The sequence below is a fragment of the Anaerostipes sp. 494a genome, from assembly GCF_001940315.1.
In the GTDB taxonomy this organism is placed as follows: domain Bacteria; phylum Bacillota; class Clostridia; order Lachnospirales; family Lachnospiraceae; genus Anaerostipes; species Anaerostipes faecalis.
Map to the genome: position 1 here is coordinate 786,695 of NZ_MJIF01000001.1, position 21,576 is coordinate 808,270.

Annotated in this window: 18 protein-coding genes; 1 reads left to right on the forward strand and 17 read right to left on the reverse strand. The window is 36.0% G+C overall.

The window, feature by feature from the left end; all coding sequences use genetic code 11:
* Positions 1-13: 13 nt before the first annotated feature.
* From BHF70_RS04060 to BHF70_RS04120, 13 genes are all read right to left on the reverse strand, one after another.
* A complete protein-coding gene (locus tag BHF70_RS04060) occupies positions 14-784 on the reverse strand; it encodes a hypothetical protein (RefSeq protein ID WP_075759065.1) in 771 nt (256 codons plus the stop codon).
* A gap of 9 nt (positions 785-793) precedes the next feature.
* Positions 794-2,257 carry a sensor histidine kinase gene (locus tag BHF70_RS04065; RefSeq protein ID WP_230973563.1) on the reverse strand — a complete coding sequence of 488 codons (1,464 nt, stop codon included), beginning with the start codon at positions 2,255-2,257 and terminating at the stop codon, positions 794-796.
* A gap of 18 nt (positions 2,258-2,275) precedes the next feature.
* On the reverse strand, positions 2,276-2,950 hold the full coding sequence (locus BHF70_RS04070; RefSeq protein ID WP_075759067.1) for a response regulator transcription factor: 675 nt from the start codon (positions 2,948-2,950) through the stop codon (positions 2,276-2,278).
* A gap of 189 nt (positions 2,951-3,139) precedes the next feature.
* Positions 3,140-4,624, reverse strand: a complete 1,485-nt coding sequence (locus BHF70_RS04075) for an L-fucose/L-arabinose isomerase family protein (RefSeq protein ID WP_075759068.1) — start codon at positions 4,622-4,624, stop codon at positions 3,140-3,142.
* Positions 4,625-4,680: 56 nt separating this feature from the next.
* Positions 4,681-5,367 carry an L-ribulose-5-phosphate 4-epimerase gene (locus BHF70_RS04080; protein ID WP_075759069.1) on the reverse strand — a complete coding sequence of 229 codons (687 nt, stop codon included), beginning with the start codon at positions 5,365-5,367 and terminating at the stop codon, positions 4,681-4,683.
* A gap of 3 nt (positions 5,368-5,370) precedes the next feature.
* Positions 5,371-6,984: a xylulokinase gene (locus tag BHF70_RS04085; protein WP_075759070.1), complete on the reverse strand. Its 1,614-nt coding sequence runs from the start codon at positions 6,982-6,984 to the stop codon at positions 5,371-5,373.
* A gap of 62 nt (positions 6,985-7,046) precedes the next feature.
* Positions 7,047-8,141, reverse strand: a complete 1,095-nt coding sequence (locus tag BHF70_RS04090; RefSeq protein ID WP_075759071.1) for a GntR family transcriptional regulator — start codon at positions 8,139-8,141, stop codon at positions 7,047-7,049.
* A 152-nt stretch (positions 8,142-8,293) separates the two neighbouring features.
* The gene (locus tag BHF70_RS04095) at positions 8,294-9,172 is read right to left on the reverse strand and encodes a DUF368 domain-containing protein (protein WP_075759072.1); all 879 of its coding nucleotides are present in this window, start codon (positions 9,170-9,172) and stop codon (positions 8,294-8,296) included.
* A gap of 148 nt (positions 9,173-9,320) precedes the next feature.
* Entirely contained in the window at positions 9,321-10,196 is an 876-nt protein-coding gene (locus tag BHF70_RS04100; RefSeq protein WP_075759073.1) for a putative ABC transporter permease, read from the reverse strand.
* Between the two features lie 24 nt (positions 10,197-10,220).
* Positions 10,221-11,306, reverse strand: a complete 1,086-nt coding sequence (gene mnmA, locus BHF70_RS04105; protein WP_143249365.1) for a tRNA 2-thiouridine(34) synthase MnmA — start codon at positions 11,304-11,306, stop codon at positions 10,221-10,223.
* Positions 11,307-11,315: 9 nt separating this feature from the next.
* Positions 11,316-11,753 carry a Fe-S cluster assembly scaffold protein NifU gene (gene nifU, locus BHF70_RS04110; RefSeq protein ID WP_075759075.1) on the reverse strand — a complete coding sequence of 146 codons (438 nt, stop codon included), beginning with the start codon at positions 11,751-11,753 and terminating at the stop codon, positions 11,316-11,318.
* 34 nt (positions 11,754-11,787) lie between these two features.
* Positions 11,788-12,969 (reverse strand): cysteine desulfurase NifS, encoded by a 1,182-nt coding sequence (nifS, locus tag BHF70_RS04115; protein WP_075759076.1) that lies wholly within the window; start codon positions 12,967-12,969, stop codon positions 11,788-11,790.
* Between the two features lie 11 nt (positions 12,970-12,980).
* A complete protein-coding gene (locus BHF70_RS04120) occupies positions 12,981-13,427 on the reverse strand; it encodes an RrF2 family transcriptional regulator (RefSeq protein ID WP_075759077.1) in 447 nt (148 codons plus the stop codon).
* Between the two features lie 137 nt (positions 13,428-13,564).
* On the opposite strand from BHF70_RS04120, the gene BHF70_RS04125 reads away from it, so the two are divergent.
* Positions 13,565-14,875: an oligosaccharide flippase family protein gene (locus BHF70_RS04125; RefSeq protein WP_075759078.1), complete on the forward strand. Its 1,311-nt coding sequence runs from the start codon at positions 13,565-13,567 to the stop codon at positions 14,873-14,875.
* A gap of 40 nt (positions 14,876-14,915) precedes the next feature.
* Here the strand turns inward: BHF70_RS04125 and BHF70_RS04130 are convergent, their stop codons facing one another.
* The 4 genes from BHF70_RS04130 to pdxR form a co-directional block, all read right to left on the reverse strand.
* Positions 14,916-16,592, reverse strand: coding sequence for a S8 family peptidase (locus tag BHF70_RS04130; protein ID WP_075759079.1), 1,677 nt, complete (start codon positions 16,590-16,592; stop codon positions 14,916-14,918).
* 44 nt (positions 16,593-16,636) lie between these two features.
* A complete protein-coding gene (locus BHF70_RS04135) occupies positions 16,637-18,592 on the reverse strand; it encodes a fructose-1,6-bisphosphatase (protein ID WP_075759080.1) in 1,956 nt (651 codons plus the stop codon).
* A 176-nt stretch (positions 18,593-18,768) separates the two neighbouring features.
* Positions 18,769-20,157: an ATP-dependent Clp protease ATP-binding subunit ClpX gene (clpX, locus tag BHF70_RS04140; RefSeq protein WP_075759081.1), complete on the reverse strand. Its 1,389-nt coding sequence runs from the start codon at positions 20,155-20,157 to the stop codon at positions 18,769-18,771.
* Positions 20,158-20,174: 17 nt separating this feature from the next.
* A complete protein-coding gene (gene pdxR / locus BHF70_RS04145; protein ID WP_075759082.1) occupies positions 20,175-21,569 on the reverse strand; it encodes a MocR-like pyridoxine biosynthesis transcription factor PdxR in 1,395 nt (464 codons plus the stop codon).
* Positions 21,570-21,576 lie beyond the last annotated feature (7 nt).

Here is a 21,576-nt window from a genome sequence, read left to right on the forward strand (position 1 = left end):
TTATGTTTTATTATTACAGACCCAGAAACTCCTTACTGTCCATCTGTACTGCTATCCCTTTACCTTTTAATTCCTTGTTCATCTGATACAGAGATTTATGTACTCTTACAAAAGTTGCCTTTTCATTATAAAATGCAACTTTCTCAAAAGGCCAGCGGAACAGACTTGGTGTTTCGAACCCTTCCCCTAATTCTAATATAAAAATCTTTTTATTTAAAGTCCCTTGAAGCCATTTTGTATAATTCGCCCAGGAAGTTAAATAAGCACCTTCAATATAAACATCCTTTGTATCTTCTGTGCGGACATTAAAAATAAATTGCTGACCACATTTAGGACATTCCAATGTTTCAATTTTACCGGTTGACTCATAATAGGAAATTAAATCTTCCAGTCCGGGTTTTGCAGGATACAACTGTTCACTACATGGCTTGCTACACTGAAAAAAATCACCGTTTCCACATGGAGATGTAATTCGATCTTTTTTTAATCTGGAATGATAGACAAGACCATCATCGTTACTTGTAACAACAAAATAATTCTTATTCTCCAGCACTTCCTCCAGTGCTTTAAAATAATCTACATCTCCAAGTGTCAGAAGATAATATCTCTCATATACATTTCTCATCCAAACTGATTTCTCATCTTCCTTTCCCAGAAGATTCTGATAATAGGAATTATCTATTTCTTTTTCATAATCAATCAAACGATTGGCATGAAGCTCTTTTCCTATTCCCACCAGTACTAAATCAGCATCTTTTATTTGTTCACAATAATCTTTTAACATTTTATCATCCTATCCTTCAATATTATTCTTATCTAATTCTACTTCAAAATAGAATTCTACGCCACCTGAAATATTAGAAACTCCATAATCTTTTCCATGAGCTTTCATAGTAGCCTCAACAATAGATAATCCAACACCGCTTCCGCCATACTCTCTTGTTCTGGCTTTGTCCACCTTGTAAAATTTTATCCACAGTTTATCCAGATCTTCTTCCGGGATATGTTTTCCACTATTAAATACTTTTACACGGAGATTATCACCATGATAACAATAACTGATTTGAATGACTCCATTTTCACTGACATGATTTCTGGCATTACTTAGATAATTGCTGACCACTTCTTCTATCATAAATTCATCCGCCCATACAGTAACCGGACCTTCATTAAATACTATGGAAACGTTATCTTTTTCCAATAATATTTTATTGGAATCCACCATATTTTGAATCAGTTCAGAGATATTAAATCGTTCCATTTCCACCTGATTATTTCCAAATTCTATTTGATTTAATGTCATAAGTTTCTGAACCATTCGATTCATTTTCTGTGCTTCGTCAGCAATAACATCACAATAAAAATTTTTACTTTCCTCATCATCAAAAATATTATCTTTCAAACCTTCAGAATATCCCTGAATTAATGCAATTGGTGTTTTTAATTCGTGAGATACATGAGACAGAAACTCTTTTCTCATCTCATCAATCTGAATCTTTTGTTCGATATCTTTTTGAAGTTCATTATTAGCTGTTTTTAATTCTGAAATAGTCATTTCCAGTTTCCCGGATAAGTCATTTAAACTATTACCTAACTTACCTATCTCATCTTCTCCGTAAGGTTTAACCCTGACATCAAAATCGAGATTGGACATTCTATTTGCCACCCTTGCCATTTCCTCAATAGGTTCTGTAAAATTTTTACTATAAATGTACATGGCAATTCCGCTTGCAATAATCAGCATTATTCCAACATAGGCAGTAAACCTTCCTGATAGGGCTGCACTGGTTTTTATACTTTCCATGGGAGTATTAAGAATAACCGTATACTGACCATCCAGATATCCTATCAGATTAATACCTGTTCCAGAGCTTTTATTTGATATAGTAGTAACTGCATATCCTTTTTTTTCAACCTGACTTTGAATTCTATCAAAATTCTTTAGGATATTCTTCATATCTTTATACATAACGCCCCGTTCATCCTCAGAACTATATATCATCTGATTCACCGGATCACTGATCAGAACCCTGTAATTATATTTTCGTGCAACCTGGTCAATTTCCTCCTTTTTCACTGTATCCTTTTGAAAAAGCGACTGTATTTCCTCATATGCTGATGTAATATTTTTCTTTTCTTTCAAAATATAATAAGGTTTTAACATTGTAAGATTAATAAGTATTGACATTAATATTGTTACAGTCATAATAATAATCAGCATTAAAGTCATCTTTATTTTTATTGACTGATTTTTCATTATTTTATTCTTCAATTTCTATTCAACCTCAAATTTGTATCCCATACCCCATATGGTATGAATATACTTTCCTTTTTCTCCTAATTTACTACGCAGCTTCTTTACATGTGTATCAATAGTTCTGGCATCTCCAAAATAATCATAGTTCCAGACCTGATTCAAAATATACTCTCTTGTTAACGCCCTTCCCTCATTGGTCATAAAAAACTGAAGAAGCTCAAATTCCTTAAAGCTTAATTCAATTGTTTTTCCGTCAATCAATACATGATGTGCTCCCACATCCATAACAATTCCACCAGATTCAATATTTTCTCCTTCTATCTGACTGGTCCTTCTCAAAATTGCACCTATTCTGGCAACTAATATTTTAGGGCTAAAAGGCTTCGAAATATATTCGTCTACCCCGAGATCAAATCCCTGCAGTTCATCTTGTTCCTGATCTTTGGCTGTTAACATAATGATAGGAACTTTTGATACTTTTCGTACCTCTTTTACAACTTCCCATCCATCCATTTTAGGCATCATAACATCTAAAACAAGTAAATCTATTCCTTTTGTACTAAAAAAAATATCAACAGCCTCTTCACCATCTGCAGCTTCCAATACCTGATATCCCGCTCTTATAAGAAAATCCTTAACCAGTTTACGCATTCTGCTTTCGTCATCTACAACTAATATTTTTAAATCACCCATTTTTTTCTTCCTCCAGTCTACTTTCCCCTTATTTTAAATTTATTTTATCACACTATTATGTAAAAAATGTGAATCTTTCTACTTTTCTGACACTCTTTTTTATTAAATTACATAGGAAATTCAAAGGAATTTCCTATGTAATAAAAAAAGAACCATGCATTAGCACAGTTCTTTCTCAATACTTTTTTATTAGATAAATGGATTTTCCGTTGGATACAACATTCCTTTTGGCTGATTAAATCCAATTTCTGAAACATCGACTCCTATATATTTAAATACTTCAAACAGGGCTTTGCCAAAATGACCAAAAGCAACCGCTCCATGATGTGGGAAATTTTTTTCAATTAATACATGACGATAAAATCTTCCCATCTCTGGAATTGCAAATACTCCAATTCCTCCAAAAGATTTTGTTGCAACCGGTAGAACTTCACCTTGTGCTATATAAGCTCTCAGTTTTGTATCTGCCGTACTCTGCAAACGGAAGAAAGTAATATCACCAGGAATTATATCACCTTCCAGTGTTCCCTGAGTATTTTCTTCCGGCAAAGTTCTTGCCATAATTTTCTGATACTTCATTTCACAGAAAGATAGTTTGCTGGAAGCAGTATTTCCACAATGGAATCCCATAAATGTTTCCTTTTGGTCATATCCATATGTATCTTTGATGCTATCTTCATACATATCCGCAGGTACTGTATTATTAATATCCAGCAATGTTACAGTGTCTTCGCTTACAACAGTTCCAATAAACTCACTCAATGCCCCATAAATATCAACTTCACAGGATACCGGAATACCTTGTGCAGTCAGACGACTGTTAACATAACATGGGACAAAACCAAACTGAGTCTGAAATGCCGGCCAGCATTTTCCCGCTATAGCTACATATTTACGATAACCTTTGTGTTCTTCAATCCAATCTTTTAATGTCAGCTCATACTGAGCCAATTTAGAAAGAATTTCCGGTTTTTTATTTCCCTCTCCAAGTTCTTCTTCCATTTCTTTCACGATTTCTGGTATTCTCTCATCTCTATCATGATTTTTGAAAGCTTCAAATAAGTCAAGTTCGGAATTTTCTTCAATTTCAATATTTAAATTATATAATGCTTTTATAGGTGCATTGCATGCGAGAAAATTTAATGGACGTGGTCCAAAACTGATAATCTTCAGTTCACTTAAAGCCTTGACAGTTCTTGCAATCGGAACAAAATCATGTATCATATCTGCACATTCTTCGGCTGTTCCTACCGGATATTCCGGAATATATGCTTTTATATTCCGAAGTTTCAGATTATAACTGGCATTTAACATTCCGCAGAAAGCATCTCCACGACCATCCAAAAGATCATCTCCACTTTCCTCTGCTGCCGCAATAAACATCTTTGGCCCTTCAAAATGCTTTGCCAGAAGAGTCTCTGATATTTCCGGTCCAAAATTTCCAAGATATACCACCAAAGCATTACATCCTGCCTGTTTTATATCTTCCAGTGCCTGCACCATATGAATCTCACTTTCTACAATACACACCGGACACTCATAGATATCTGATTCATCATATTTTTCCTTATATGCTGCAACAAGTGCTTTTCGTCTGTTCACAGACAAGCTCTCCGGGAAACAGTCACGACTGACTGCAACAATTCCCACTTTAATTTTAGGCATGTTATTCATTCTGCTACCTCCTTGTAAAATACACTCATTATATAATTTTCTTCGTTTACTTTCATTTATTGTCCATAATATGCATTTTCCCCATGTTTACGAAAAAAATGTTTGTCCTGTAAATACTGTGGGGCCTGATTTGCTTCTCCATTTAAAAATTCTGTTCTATATGCCATTTTAGCAATTTCTTCTAATACCACTGCATTATGAACTGCTTCTGCCGCATCTTTCCCCCATGTGAATGGTCCATGATTTATACACAGCACTCCTGGCACAGATTCAGGATTTTTATTTTGAATGGCTTCTATGATAACTAACCCTGTATTTTTCTCATATGCTTCTTCTGTTTCCTTCTTAGTTAAAGATCTCGCACATGGAATTTCTCCATAAAAATAGTCAGCATGAGTTGTTCCATAACAGGGAATATTTCGTCCTGCCTGTGCCCATGATGTTGCCCATGGAGAATGTGTATGTACAATTCCACCTAATTCCTTAAATGCTTTATATAACTCCAAATGTGTAGGCATATCAGAAGATGGATTTAGCTTTCCCTCGACCCTATTTCCAGCCAGATCCATAACAACCATATCCTCTGGAGTAAGCTTATCATAATCTACTCCACTTGGTTTAATAACAAACAATTGTTTTTTTCTGTCAATTCCACTGACATTGCCCCATGTATAGGTAATCAATTTTCTCCGGGGAAGCTCTATATTTGCCTCATACACCTGCTGTTTTAATTGTTCTAACATATTTTACCTTTCCATTATTAATGTATCAACAGCTGCTCTTTCAATTGGTATTCCTTTGATATACTGTTCCATAAATAGATTGAATCCTTTTACATCTTTTTCATCTGGTAGAATCTCCTTTCCTTTATTTCCCGTAAATACCTTCTCTGCAAGATAATCATCCAGAATCTCTCTTTCTGCTTTTCTCATCATATATGAAGCAAGAAGAGCCATACCCCAGGCGCCACCTTCTCCGGCAGTCTCCATTACTGCAACTGGTGCGTTAATTGCTGCCGCCATTATCTTTTGACCTACATCTTTAGTCTTAAACAATCCTCCATGTCCAAAAAGCTGATCAACTTTCACACCTTCCTGCTTCATTAAAATATCAAACCCAATTTTCAGAGCACCAAGAGCGGTAAATAGATGCACCCTCATAAAATTGGCAAGATTAAATCTACTATCTGGACGGCGTACAAATAATGGCCTTCCTTCTTCTAATCCTGTAATATGCTCACCAGAAAAGTAATTGTAAGCCAGAAGTCCTCCACAATCAGAGTCCCCTTCCAAAGCTTTATTATATAAAATTTCAAACAACCTATTTTTATGCAAATTTTCTATTCCAAGACTTTCAGCAACTTCCTTAAACAAATTTATCCATGCATTCAAATCCGATGTGCAGTTATTACAATGTACCATTGCAACAAGATTTCCTGTTGGTGTTGTTACAAGATCAATTTCCTCATAAACTTTGGATAATTCTTTCTCTAAAACAATCATTGCAAATACACTGGTTCCTGCAGATACATTTCCCGTCCTTCTGGCAATACTGTTCGTTGCCACCATTCCTGTTCCCGCATCACCTTCCGGAGGACAAAGTGGCACTCCTGCTTTTAATTTTCCTGAAGGATCAAGAAGTTTAGCCCCTTCTTCCGTCAATGTTCCGGCCCTGTCTCCTGCCATTAAAACTTCCGGAAGTATATCTTTCAGCTTCCATTGATAATCTTTATCTGCTATCAGTTTATCAAATTCCGTCATCATATCTTTATTATAATTATGAGTCTCTACATTGATCGGAAACATTCCTGATGCCTCACCTATACCAAGAACTTTTTTTCCAGTAAGCTTCCAGTGAACATATCCTGCCAGAGTTGTCAGATATGAAATATCCTTAACATGCTCTTCTCCATTTAAGATTGCCTGATACAGATGGGCAATGCTCCATCTCTGAGGAATATGATACTGAAATACTTCTGTCAGTTTTAATGAAGCCGCCTCAGTCATTGTATTACGCCAGGTACGAAATGGTACAAGAATATTGCCCTTATAATCAAAAGCCATATACCCATGCATCATGGCACTAAAACCAATTGCCCCAATAGTTTTAAGTTCCACCTGATACTGCTTTTTAACATCTTCCGACATTTTTTCATAACTATCCTGGAGTCCTTTCCAGATATCCTCCAAACGATATGTCCAGATATTATTTTCCAAACGATTTTCCCAGTCATGACTTCCAGACGCAATTGGTACATTATTTTCATCAACAAGAACCGCTTTAATTCTCGTAGATCCAAATTCAATTCCCAATGCTGTTTTTCCGCTTACAATCGATTCTTTCAGCTCGTTTTTTCCCAATTTGAAGCCTCCTTTTCAGACGTTTTACTACTACGGCATCTCATTCTTTTTTTCATGGATCTTTATCTTCTCATGCAGGATTTTCCAATGATTAACTCCGGTTCAATCAATCGTGGAATTGCAGACTGTTCTTCTGGAATGCCTTTAATTTTTTCCAGTAAAAGCTGTCCTGCCATTTCTCCAAGTTTTTCCTGTGGATGTGCAATGGTTGTCAATGGAATCGAATTAAACTGCGCCAAAAAGGAATTATCATACCCCGTAATGGAAATATTCTGAGGAACGGAAATTCCGTTTTTTTGCAGCTTCATCATAACAGATAATGCAATCTGATCATTGTAACAAACTACCGCATCCATTTCTTTTCCTGATTGCTTCATCTGTAAAATCATATTGGCTGGTTTAATTTCTCTGTCTTCTGTATGAAACCATACGACCATATCAGGATCATAGGCATAACCTGCTTCCTGTAAGGCTTTAACATATCCTTTATGGCGTTCTTTTCCCTGATAATCATCAGCTTTAAAGACACCAGCAATATGTTTGTGTCCCAGTTGTATTAAATAAGCTGTAAGTAAATATCCTCCTTTGCAATCATTCATCAAAATATGTGGTTTATCCTTCATTTCCGCATATACTCCATGAATAAACACATAAGGAATTTCATAACTGTCAAAAGTTTCAAAAAGCTTTGGATGGCGACATATAAGTTCACTTTTACTGGGCTCGATAATCATTCCATCAATATCCTTTGTGAGAACATCTTCCAGACATGCCGTTTCTCCTCTGCGGCTATTTCCAGTCGTTTTAAAAATCAAGCTGTATCCATGCCTGGCAAGCACTTGATTAATTCCCTGAATCAACCTTGGAAAAATATAATCAGATATGTAAGTTGTCACCACTGCAATGTTCATAGATTCTTTTTTATGAATTACTCTCTCTGTACAAAATGTCCCTTTTCCATGTTTGGCTATGATATATCCCTCATCTTCCAAAATAGAAAGGGCTTTTCGAATGGTATGACGACTTACACCAAAAAAATCTACCAGCTGATACTCTGAAGGCATCTTCTCTCCAGGCTGATAAACACCTGACAAAATATCGTTTTTTAAAGATTCTTTTATTGAATAATATTTCATTTCTCCTGATATTTTTTCCATGATATCCTCCTATAAATCCATTATAAAACTTGTACGGTCATAGCGACAAGTTGTTGCATCTGACACTTTTTACAAAATTCTATCATCGATTTTGTTAATAATTTACAAAAAAAAGCGATATGATACACGTATCATATCGCCTTTCTTAAAATTTAATTATCTGTAGAAATTGTTTTAAATCTTTCTAATCCAAATATAATTACTGCTCCAATAATAAAAAATATTGGTTTAAATGTGCTCATATCCATTGCAGGCTTTGTATTCTCAAGAGTAGTAGGACCCATAATAATTGCATATAATGATCCCATCATCATTCCAATAATAAAATAAATCATCTGGGATCTGTGCTTATCCAGAGCATTTTTAATTATTTTAATGACTAATGCAATTCCGGTAAGCACACCAAGTCCAAAAATAATCAATACAGGAAGGTAAGATAAATTCAAATGAAGCAATTCCTTTACCGCTGAAATAATGGGAATATATAATCCAAAGATTAATAACATGGTAGAACCTGAAATTCCAGGTAGTACCATTGCAGAAATAGCAACCATAGCTACAGCAAAAATATAAATTGCCAGTGTAATAGTCAGATGCTCCACGCTAACACTGATTCCTTTTCCAGAAACCGGATTAAAATAAGTAATTGCTGCAACAAGAATAATTCCAAGTATTGCCCATGGAATATTCTGATATTTTCCCTGAAGTGATTCCTTTTCTTCTTTCCAGATAATTGGAATTGCAAAAATAATCAAACCAAGAAACACAGAACTGATTTCATAGATTCTATCATCAAAAATACTTGCCAGAACAGATACTGCTGCACCCATTCCTATAACCCATCCAATACCGATCTTTATGAGAAATTTAATTGCTTCCATCCTCTGCTGCCTGGTTCCAGACATTAAATAATCCAGAGAAGTAATAAACTTATCATAAAATCCCAGCAGAAATGCTATTGTTCCTCCTGATACACCAGGAACACTGTCTGCCAATGCCATACAAAAACCTCGTATAAAATTAATTATCATACTCCTATCTCCTAATTAAAAATTAATAACTCAGTTATTGTATCACACCTTTTTGTCCTATTAAAGTATTTCATTTATATTTTTATTGTCTTTTAACAATTCCCATATTTTATTTTTACTTAAATCAACGCAATAACTATGTAGATTTTTATTTTTTGCTCATTCTATTTTTTATATAATTGAGGATTTCCTGATTTCTTTTTGCATGAATTCTAGGAAACGCCTTAAGCAAACGCTGGTTGTTTTGTTGAATCATTTCAGATATTTCATGATATCTATCTATCAATTCCTGTCTGCGCTGATCTCTCTCCGCTTTCATTTTCTTTTTACGCTGCTCAAATTCATCTGTTATCTCTTTTCTCTTCTGTTCCATACCGTCAGATAACTCTTTAGACTTTTGTTTTATCTCATTATGATGATCCATGGCATCTTTAACATTTTCATAAATATTTTCACCAATCTCATCAGATATTCTATGCAATTCCTGTGCAATTTCCTGCATAGCAGCAAGGCGTTTGTTCATCTTCAGAATAGATGCAACTGTTACATATAGATCAGCAAACATTCCGATCATGAATAAAACAAGAGCTGCACACCCTGCATAATATGGAATCCAAGAAAGAAGCTTCATTGTCACAGGATGTATAAAATCAACAATTAATACACAGGCAACACCCCAGATTAAAGAAAACAACAGGCAAACATATCCTCCAATATTCAAAGGCATCTCCGAATAATCCCACCATCTGGCATGAAAAATCTTTTCCATCAGCCATCCGGTAAGTCCCTCCAGAACTGTTACCAGAACAACTGATGCAATATAAAGAAGCAGAAGATTTTCTCGATACCTTGTCAAAAAAAATACAACTGCTGTTACTCCCAGTCCATAAATCGGGCAAATTGGACCATTTAAAAATCCACGGTTTACAAAATAGCGCTCCTTTACAGCTGCAAATGCAACTTCCGTACACCATCCTAAAAATCCATATACAAAAAATGATAAAACCACATAATAAACTGACATAGATTATCCTCGCTCTTTCTATTTTTATTCGTTAGCGCCTTTCAATATCGTCGCACCTCCCACAACCATGTCATTATCATAAAACACAACTGCCTGACCTGGTGCAACTGCTCTCTGGGGCTGATCAAATAAAACTTTTATTTTGTCAGCATCTACCATAGAAATAGTACATGGAACCTCTGGACTATTATAACGGATTTTTGCATTTACTCTTAATTCCCCCGTAAGTTCCGGTACAGACATAAAATTCACATGATCTGCATACAAAACATTGGAAAACAGTTCTTCCTTTGTTCCGATAATCACTTCATTGGTATCTTTATCAACTCTGATGACATATCCCGGCTGTTTTAGTGATAATCCCAATCCTCGTCTCTGTCCAACTGTATAATAAATAATTCCTTTGTGTTCTCCAAGAATATTTCCCTGAGTATCTACAAAATTTCCTTTTGGAATAGATATTCCTGTATTGTCCTGAATAAATTTGCCATAATCATCTTCTACAAAACAAATATCCTGACTATCTGGTTTTCCTGCAACAGGAAGACCTATTTTGCCTGCTATCTCGCGAATCTCATCTTTTGAATACTGTCCTACTGGCATCAAAGTTCTGGACATCTGATTTTGAGTTAAATTATACAAAGCATATGTCTGGTCCTTTGCCAGTGTTTTTGATCTTTTTAAAGTATATCTGCCATTATCTAACTGTATAATCCGAGCATAGTGGCCAGTGGCAATATAATCTGCTCCAATATCCAGACAACGTTTTAATAAAGATTCCCATTTTACATAACGATTGCATGCAATACAGGGATTTGGAGTTCTCCCATTGAGATATTCATCACAAAAATAATCAATCACTTTCTCTTTAAAATCCTGCCGGAAATTCATTACATAATAAGGAATCTCCAGTGTCTGTGCAACTCTTCTGGCATCGTCCACTGCTGAAAGTCCACAGCATCCGCCGTTTTCTTCCTGAACAATTTCCTCTTCCTCCTGCCAGATCTGCATGGTTACACCAATGACATCATATCCTTGTTCTTTTAACAAATATGCTGCCACAGAGGAATCAACTCCTCCCGACATTCCAACCACTACTTTTTCTTTCACAATCTCCTCCTAATATTCTTCCTCTTCTTCTCCTTCACTGATATCTGACTTAGGTTTATCCAGACCTTCAATTTTTATTCCGTGTTTTTCTGCATAATCCCAAAGTGCTGCATGAATTGCTTCCTCCGCTAATAGGGAACAATGAACTTTTACTGGTGGAAGCCCATCAAGAGCTTCCATTACAGCTTTATTGGTTACCTGTAAAGCTTCCTGAATTGTCTTCCCTTTTACCAGTTCTGTTGCCATACTACTTGTGGCAACCGCAGCACCACATCCAAAGGTTTTGAATTTGACATCCTGGATAATTCCATTATCGTCAATATCCAGATACATTCTCATAATATCTCCACATTTTGCATTTCCAACTGTTCCAACACCACTTGCATTTTCAATTTCTCCAACATTTCTAGGATTCTGGAAATGGTCCATTACTTTTTCGCTGTACATAATCAATTCCTCCTGTTATCTCATACTTATCTTTTTAGCTGTTTTTCTTTACAAAATCTTCATATAAAGGTGACATTGTTCTCAACTTTTCTACGATTTCTTTCAATTTGTCTACAACAAAATCCATATCTTCTTTTGTATTCTCTTCACCCAGTGTCATTCTCAATGATCCATGAGCAATTTCATGAGGAAGTCCAATTGCCAGAAGTACATGGGAAGGGTCTAAAGATCCTGATGTACAAGCAGAACCACTGGAAGCACAAATTCCAGCCATATCAAGCATAATAAGCAATGATTCTCCTTCAATAAACTGTACACTAATATTAATATTATTAGGAAGACGTCTCTTTCTGTCTCCATTCAAACGGCAATATGGTACTTCAGAGAGAATACGGTCAATAGTATAGTCTCTCAGCTCTGTTTCCTTAGCTGTTCGTTGTTCCATTGTATCAAAAGCGATTTCCACCGCTTTACCAAGTCCCACGATTCCTGTCACATTCTCTGTTCCGGCACGACGTTTTCTTTCCTGTGCACCCCCATGAACAAAAGATCTAAGTTTTAATCCTTTGCGAATATACAAAAATCCTATACCTTTTGGTCCATTTAATTTATGACCACTTGCACTTAACATATCAATATGATACTCATCAACATTAATCGGAACCTGTCCATATGCCTGCACAGCGTCTGTATGAAAGATTATACCATGTTTTTGAGCAATTTCACCAATTTCTTTTATTGGCTGTATTGTTCCAATCTCATTATTTGCAAACATTACAGATATTAATATCGTATCCGGACGGATTGCGGCTTCCAGCTCATCCAGCTTTAATATCCCATTTTCATCGACATTAACATAAGTTATCTCAAATCCTTTTTTCTCTAGATATTCACAAGTATGAAGAATTGCATGATGCTCAATGGTGCTGGTGATAATATGTTTCCCTTTGTCCTGATAAGCTTCTGCTGTTGCTTTTAATGCCCAGTTATCTGATTCTGAACCTCCAGCTGTAAAATAAATATTTGCAGCATCTGTTCCCAATGAATCGGCAATAATTTCTCTGCTGTTATCAACTGCCTTTCTATTTTGTGCTGCTGGTGTATACACACTAGATGGATTCCAGAAATTTTCTGTAAAATATGGAAGCATTGCCTCGACAACTTCCGGCCTTGCTGCTGTTGTTGCTGCATGATCTAAATAAATTAATTTACCCATAATTTATATTCCTACCTTTCTGTTTTGCAATTATTATGTATTTCTTTTGACTCTTCTACCAATTCTTTTAAGCAGATGGAATCAACGGTTTCTCTGATACTATCGTTAATCTTCTTCCAGACAGTCTTCGTCACACAATATTTTGATCCAACACACTCTTTCCCATCTCCTGTAATCTCGGAACATTCCACAAGATTCAGATCTCCTTCCAAACTCCGAAGTACATCTCCAACTGAAATATCTTCCAACGGCTTAGCAAGATAATATCCACCTTGTGCTCCACGAATGCTTTTTATAATTCCTGCTTTTTTAAGTTTTGGGAGAAGCTGTTCCAAATATCGTATTGTGATATTTTGTCTTTTTGAAACGGCACTGATTGACACCGGCCCTTCCTCGCTGTAAACAGCAATGTCCACCAATGCACGCAATCCATACCGTCCTTTTGTTGATAATTTCATTGCCTCACCTCAATCCCGACTATTTAACTAGGATTTCCATTGATATAGTATCACTGACATTTTTTAATGTCAACTAAAAATGGTCATATACTATTTTTTATTTTCATACAATTAAAAAAAGTATATCAGGTATCTTTATGAAAAAGTCGAGTCCTTTCATCCATGGAACTTTGATCTTAACTACAGCCAACCTGTTTTCCCGTTTTATTGGATTCTATAATAGAATATTTCTGGCAGGTCTGATTGGTGCTCATCAAATGGGAGTATACCAGCTGATTTTTCCAATTTATCTTGTAGGTTTTTCTGTCTGCTTTCAAGGATTCCAAACTGCCCTTTCTAATATTGCTGCATCAAGAAAAGCTCAGGGACAAGAATCAGAAGGAAGAAAAGTCCTTCAAATCGCAACTATTTTTACCGTTACACTTTCCATTATTTTTTCTATTACTATCTTTTTTACGGCAGATGATATCGGACACATTTTCCTGAAAGAAGATGATTGTATCCCATGTTTAAAGATTGCTGTTTTTGCACTGCCTTTTGTAGGCATCAAAGCATGTATCCACAGTTACTCTCTTGGTATTGGAAAGTCAGAACTGCCTGCTCTTTCTCTATGTATTGAGCAAATATCCAGAGTTCTGAGTATTTTTCTGATTTCCATAACCTTTTATGCCGAACTTCCTGTTCCTGCAATGATTGCTGTTCTTGGAATGGTAATTGGAGAACTGGTGTCTTTCATCCTTACTCTCTATTTTCATTTTTCCAGTAATAATATAAAAAAACAGCCTGTGCATTCATCCGCTTCTCTCTTTAAGGAACTTCTCACTTTAGGTATTCCACTAACCTGTAACGCATTATCTGTCACACTTCTCCAAAGTGTTGAAAGCATTCTTATTCCGATGATGATGACTCGTTTTTGTGGAAATCAGCATAATGCTATTGAAACTTATGGAATCCTCACTGGTATGGCACTGCCTTTTATTTTATTTCCATCAACAATTACAAACTCTCTAGCTGTAATGCTTCTTCCAAAAGTTTCGGCTGCAAAAGCAGAAAAAAATATTCTTTCTCTCCATCGAGCTTCAAAATACCCTCTTCTTTTTTGTACGCTTCTTGGATTCTTCGGCTTTATTGGCTTCTTCACAATGGGGCCATGGATTGGAAAAGTTGTTTTTCACAATAGTTCCTGTGGGGCTTACCTGCGTTCTCTCTCTTTCTTATGTCCATTCTTATATCTTTCAGGAACTTTAACCAGCATCTTAAATGGTCTTGGAAAAACCAAAATTACCTTTGCTCACAATAGTATTTCTTTGATTATTCGAATTATTTTTGTTGTTTTCATTATACCAATTGAGGGGATTTACGGATATCTTTGGGGATTAATGGCAAGTTCCATTACACTTGTTACATTAAACTTTCATTATCTAAAAAAAGAATTATACAATTTTTAGAGTGGAGAAAATCATTCCTCCACTCTTTTTCTTCATCCACTTACCTTATTCTTAAAAACGTTTCATAAAGATTCACTGTTCCATATCCCCACTCCTGATTAGGATAACTCCGGTTCGCATCTCGATCAGCTCCCCGAATCAGATAATTTTTTATCCTGGTTGTATTTATTTCCACATCGTTTTTTTCCACATATCCCCATTCCAGCATTAATGCTGCCATCCCGGCAACAATTGCCCCTGATACACTGGTCCCTGTTTTTCTTCCAAATCGGCCTTTAGGAAGCGGTCCCAATACCTCCACTCCTGGAGCCGCAAAATCTGGTTTTATAGCATTTCTTGGAAATCCACGACTGCTATCAATATAAATACTCTCATTATTCTGATTATAATTGGATACACACATCAGTAAATCCATATTTCCAGGTGCCACCAACGTATTATATGGTGTTGATTCTAAGAAAAATGTATCTTCCGATAAAAAATTAGTCAATGGCAGCCATAAATCAAATTCCCTGCTGCCCATTCCGTCATCACTTACATAAATATTCCATACGCCTTCTGCAGGTTTGCAAAATCTCATAACAATAACCGGAGCCCCTGCAGATGTATCAACAGTAAAATAATCTACATACAGCCTGGTTCTTTCCAGTAAAAATGTTACTTCCCTTTGCCCTCGAATTCCTCCGGCAATTCTTCCTGTTCTCTGTCCAGAAGGTGATTCAATGTCCACATAATATCCATTAGGTGGCATTCCCCACAATTCCAGTGTAAAGCCATATTCTGAACTTCCAACTTTCAGTTCCACTTTACTTGCACTATTTGAAACCGTTCCAGAATAATGATGTCTTGCCTGCCCCTCATTTCCTCCACTTGTTACCACTGCTGCTCCTTTTAACGGGGCAATCGTACCAAGATACTGATCTAGAGGTCCGGTGCCAAGATGGGATGCCTGGCTTGTTCCTATCCCCATATAAATAACCAGTGGTTTTCGCAAAGCTTCTGCTATAATTGATATATACCGGACACCAAGCATTATATCAGTTTCCGAATAAGCTTCAAAAGAAGGATCCAGACAATAATATTCTTTTAAATACTGCCTTGCCTGCCGAAGCTTAACCACAATCAGCTGAACATTGGGAGCAACTCCTGAAAATCCTTCTTCTGATACCTCATTTCCGGCAATTAACCCAGCTAAAAAAGTACCATGTCCGGATTCATCCGTCGATGGTACTTTTGTCATTGGTTTTTCACTTTGAAGTGCTTTTTCGATTTCTTCTTTTGAAAATTCTTTACCATATCCGAGAATAGATTTTTTTTCTTCATCTTTGATAGTCTGATCCCATATGGAATATATTTTGGTTGTCCCATCATCATATTGAAAAACAGAATTCTGATAATCTATTCCTGTATCGACAATTCCTACTAAAACACCATTTCCATATAAATCCAGACCGGATCTTCGAACCGGTGCCACTCCTGCATCTTCCATTACGGAAAGATCCATAAGTCCAAAACACCGTGGGATGGCATTATACTGATAATCGCCACTGCGAAATAAATCCATTCCCCTGCGAGGAACATAAGCAATGGAAAATCGATTATTAATTACCGTTACACATTCTGTCTGCATCTGCTCTTTTACATCTTCCAATACCCCGCTGTATTCTGCAATAAACTCAAAATAATCATCATTTTCCGCTACTCCGTAACAGTCCATTTTCCACCTCATTTTTTTATAAATATATGATGGAATCTTGTCCTTTATATCTGTTCTTTCAAAAGACCTTTCTGATATGCCCAAAGCAGCTGTTCCAGATCTGCCACTTTTCCTTTAATCTCTTTTCCAATATCTGTATCTTCAACACATTTTCGTCTGGTAACTTTTTTTATAACAATTGTATCAGAATGAATATCTGTTTCTTCTCTAATGGCCACACTTCTTGATACAAACGGTTCATGAGCAACCAGCTTCAATCCATATGAATTAGATACCAACGTGTATCCTGCTATCCCTGTTGTTTTTTGATATGCTTTTGAAAACCCGCCATCAATAACAAACAATTTGCCACCACATTTAATTGGGCTCTCGCCTTTCTTCACTGCCACCGGCATATGCCCGTTTACGATTTTCCCTGTTTCAGGATCTAAGCCAAATTCCTTTAAAATCTGATTGATAACTTCTTCATTTTCATACCATTGATAATAATAATCTTTTTTCTCTTTTTTAATATCTGAATCTTCCAGAAAATATCTCTCGAACGTAGCCATCTTGGCTTTTCCATAAACTGGAGAATTCTCATTAGACCAGATAAACCACATAATATCCTGTCCATATCGGCGGGAATCTATGTCTTTATCTTCATAGTATCCTTGTCGTGCCAAATGATCAAGAACATCATACAGGGCTTTCCCTGAATAGCTATTTCCCTGAATCTGGACTTCTCTAAATGTTCCATCCTCATTTAACGGAACACATCCATGATATAACAACATATCATTGCAGACTTTATATAAATTACCCTTTGAAAACAAAAATCTAACGTGCTCCTGAAGATAAGCACAATATTTAAATGCAGTTACCATATGCTCCATAACATATTCTTCTTCTTTTGTCAGCTTATATGGATCTTTAGGATCAATAGTTGGAAAATTTGTATCATTCAGCTTATATTCCTGTCCATCAATCATAATCGTGCCTTTTTTATAATCTACTTTATCTAGCAGCAGACGTTCATCCATAAGAAAATCCGGACGTCTTTTGATCAGCTGTCCTTCTACTTTAAACTGCATAATGGCAATAGCTTTATGCATTTTTTTATTCAATTCCGCTTCTCTGATATTCTCCTGGTTTACTTCTCCGGATACATGGAATACATCACACGGATCATCTTTATAACATTCCAGTGCAAATCTTGCCAACGGAATCAGATTGATTCCATATCCATTTTCCAATACATCCAGATTATTATATCTCGCACAAATTCTTACAACATTACAAATACATGCCCTATGACCAGAAGCTGCTCCCATCCACAGCATATCATGATTTCCCCACTGTATATCCACGTTAGCAGATTTCATAATACAATCCATAATTCGATGTGGTCCTGGTCCTCTATCATATATATCACCTATAACATGTAACTGATCAACAGATAGTTTTTGAATTAAATGTGCCATTGCTGCAATAAACTGACGTACTCTTCCTGTTGTGATGATAGTTTCAAGAATCTGTTCAACATACTTTTTCTTATCTGCTGTTCGATGCTCCACCATCAATTCTTCCATTACATAAGCAAATTCCGGTGACATTGCCTTACGGACTTTAGAACGTGTATATTTATTCCCGACAGCTCTAGCCACATGGACCAGACGCACCATTGTATCATGATGCCATTCTAACAATTCATTTCTTGGAAGTTTTTCTTCCATTATATCCATCTTCTGTTCCGGATAATAAATAACAGATGCCAGATTTTTCTTTTCTTCTGTTGTCAATGTATTTCCAAATTCATCTTCAATTTTACTTCTTATTGCTCCAGATCCATTACGTATAATATGACTGAATTTTTCATATTCTCCATGAACATCTGATATATAATGCTCTGTACCTTTCGGAAGATGCAATATAGCCTGAAGATTGATAATTTCTGTGGATGCTGCCGCAACATTTGGATAACGCACAGCAAGTTCTTTTAAGTACTTGATTTGATCCATAAAGTAACCTCCCATTATTAAAAAATAAAAAAAGCAACAATTGGAAAAACTCACCCTCAAAACTCCTTGCTGCCTTACTTTAATATTATAACATATTTTCATTTAAGAAAAATGAAAATATGTGTAAAAAAACGGACAGGTTTCTGTTATAAATAGAAACCTGTCTGTTTGATATTTTACTGATCTCTCAGCTGAATCACTGGACTTCCATGATTTTCAATATATTCTCTGGTAATGACTACCTTTCCAATAGAATCATCTTTTGGAATCTCATACATTATATCCAGCATAAATTTTTCTATAATAGCTCTCAGTGCCCTTGCTCCTGTTTTCTTTTCCAATGCCCTCTCTGCAATTGCTTCCAGCGCACCATCATCAAATTCCAATTTTACCTCGTCTAACTCCAGTAACTTCTGATACTGTTTTAAAATCGCATTCTTTGGTTCTTTCAGAATCTGGACCAGCATATCTTTCGTCAATCCTTCTAAAGTAAATACCATCGGAAGTCTTCCTATAAATTCAGGAATCATACCGTATTCCCTTAAATCTTCATTGGTTACATTGGCAATGATATTCTCCTCTTTATCAAAACGATCTTTTAAATCAGCCTCAAAACCAATGGATGTTTTCCTTCTCATACGTTTTTTAATGATTCCCTCAAGATTTGGAAAAGCACCTCCACAAATAAATAAAATATTTTTAGTATTCATCGTTGTAAGCGGTACCATAGCATTTTTGCTGGTTGCTCCTACAGGAACTTCAACTTCTGCACCTTCAAGCAATTTCAGAAGTGCCTGCTGGACAGATTCTCCGCTGACATCTCTACTGTTAGTATTCTGTTTTTTTGCAATTTTATCAATCTCATCAATAAAAATGATACCATGCTCTGCTTCTTCCACATCATTATCTGCAGCCTGAAGTAATTTTGATAAAACACTTTCCACATCATCTCCGATATAGCCTGCTTCTGTCAGCGATGTTGCATCTGTAATGGCAAGCGGCACCTGAAGCAGCCTTGCCAGTGTTTTCACAAGATATGTCTTACCACTTCCTGTTGGTCCGATCATCAGCATATTAGACTTATCGATTTCAATCTCATCCATTGTGTTGGTCACCACACGTTTATAATGATTATAAACTGCCACAGACATTACTTTTTTTGCATAATCCTGACCAATTACATATTCATCCAGCATTGCCTTAATTTTATGAGGTGCTGGAATATTCTGAAGATTTAATGGCTGTTTTTCCTTCTTGTCTTTCTTTTTCTTCTTAACCGCAGGTTTTGGCTGCATATTTTGAAAATCTCCCATCAATTTGGAAATATCCATTTGATCCAGATCCATATTTCTTGCATCAATAAAACTGAATTGTCCCTGACTCATTGAGTCTAAAGTCCTTTGCATACAATCAGTACAAATATAAATATCATTTGGAAGTGTCAGCATTTTTCCTGTAACTGATTCCGGACGTCTGCAAAGATAACAGTAATGCTCTAATTCCTTATGATCATCTTCATTGACTACTTCTTCTATTATTTCATTGCTATTCTTTTCTTCTGACATGTTCGGTTCCTCATTTCTTAGTTTAACTGGAATAGTACTTCTTTCATCTTCCTAGTTCCTTCTATGATATCCTTTTTCTCCATTCTAGTAAAGCCTAAAATATACTGTTCTTTTTCCGGTTTCCCCTGGATATAATATTTTGACAATGGATATATTTTTACACCTTCTGCTTCCAGTTTCTGTTGAAAGGATACATCATTGCTTATATTAAAATCAGCAATTACATGCAGTCCTGATCCCTGTCCTGAAATTTTTGTATCCACCAGCATTTCCTTCATACATTTTAATAAACAATCGTGTTTTTCTTTATAAATATTTCTCATTCGATTCAGATGCTTTTCAAAATGTCCTTCTGAAAGAAATAATGTCAGAATCCTCTGGTCTATTCTGGATACAGAACATGAAAATGCACTGCATTTTTCTTTATAAACAGGCACTAATTTTTGGGGAAGCACCATATAACTGATACGAATCGCCGGTGCAATCGCCTTTGAAAATGTTCCCATGTAAATTACTTTATCACTTTGATCCAGTCCCTGCAAAGCTGGTATAGGTTTTCCATGATAACGAAATTCGCTATCATAATCATCTTCTATTATATAACGTTCTTCTTTCTCTTTTGCCCAGTGAATCAGCTGACTACGTCTGCCTACAGGCATAACAACACCTGTCGGATACTGATGTGCTGGCGTGACATAGGCAAGATTTGCACAGGTTTTCTCCAGTTCACTCACACTAAGTCCATCTTCATCCATAGAAACAGGCTGAATTCCAAATCCAAGTTCATTTAATATAGCATATGCATTGGGATAAACAGGATTTTCTATTCCAACAATCTGATGATTTCCAAGCATTTGTCGAAGGTCAAAAAGAAGATTTTCCATTCCTGCACCAAGAACAATTTGATTGGTATTTACATGTACTCCACGAGACTGTCTTAAATAATACATGATAGCTCGACGAAGTTCCAGATCTCCCTGATAGTTTCCTTTTTGAAATAACTCACTGTTGTCATCAATCATTATTTCCTTTAAAATTTTTCTCCATATATGATATGGGAATTGTGTCATATCAACACCATTAGGTGAGAAATCAAAAGGAATGATTTCTTCCTTAACTTCCGTCTCTTCTTCCTCTTTCTTTATTGGAATATTTAAAGCTGCCAGTTCTTCCACCTGACAAACATAAAATCCTCGTTTGGGTTTAGATTCAATATAACCTTCAGCCACCAGCTGTCCATATGCCAGATCCACTGTATTTCTACTTACATCTAAGTGTTTCGCCATCCTTCTAGCAGAAGGGAGCTTCGACCCAAAGGGCAAAGCTCCTGTTCTGATTTCTTCTTTAATACAAGTGTAAATCTGTTCATACAGTGGTTCTTTTTTAGATGGATCCAATCCAACAATTAACATAAAACCA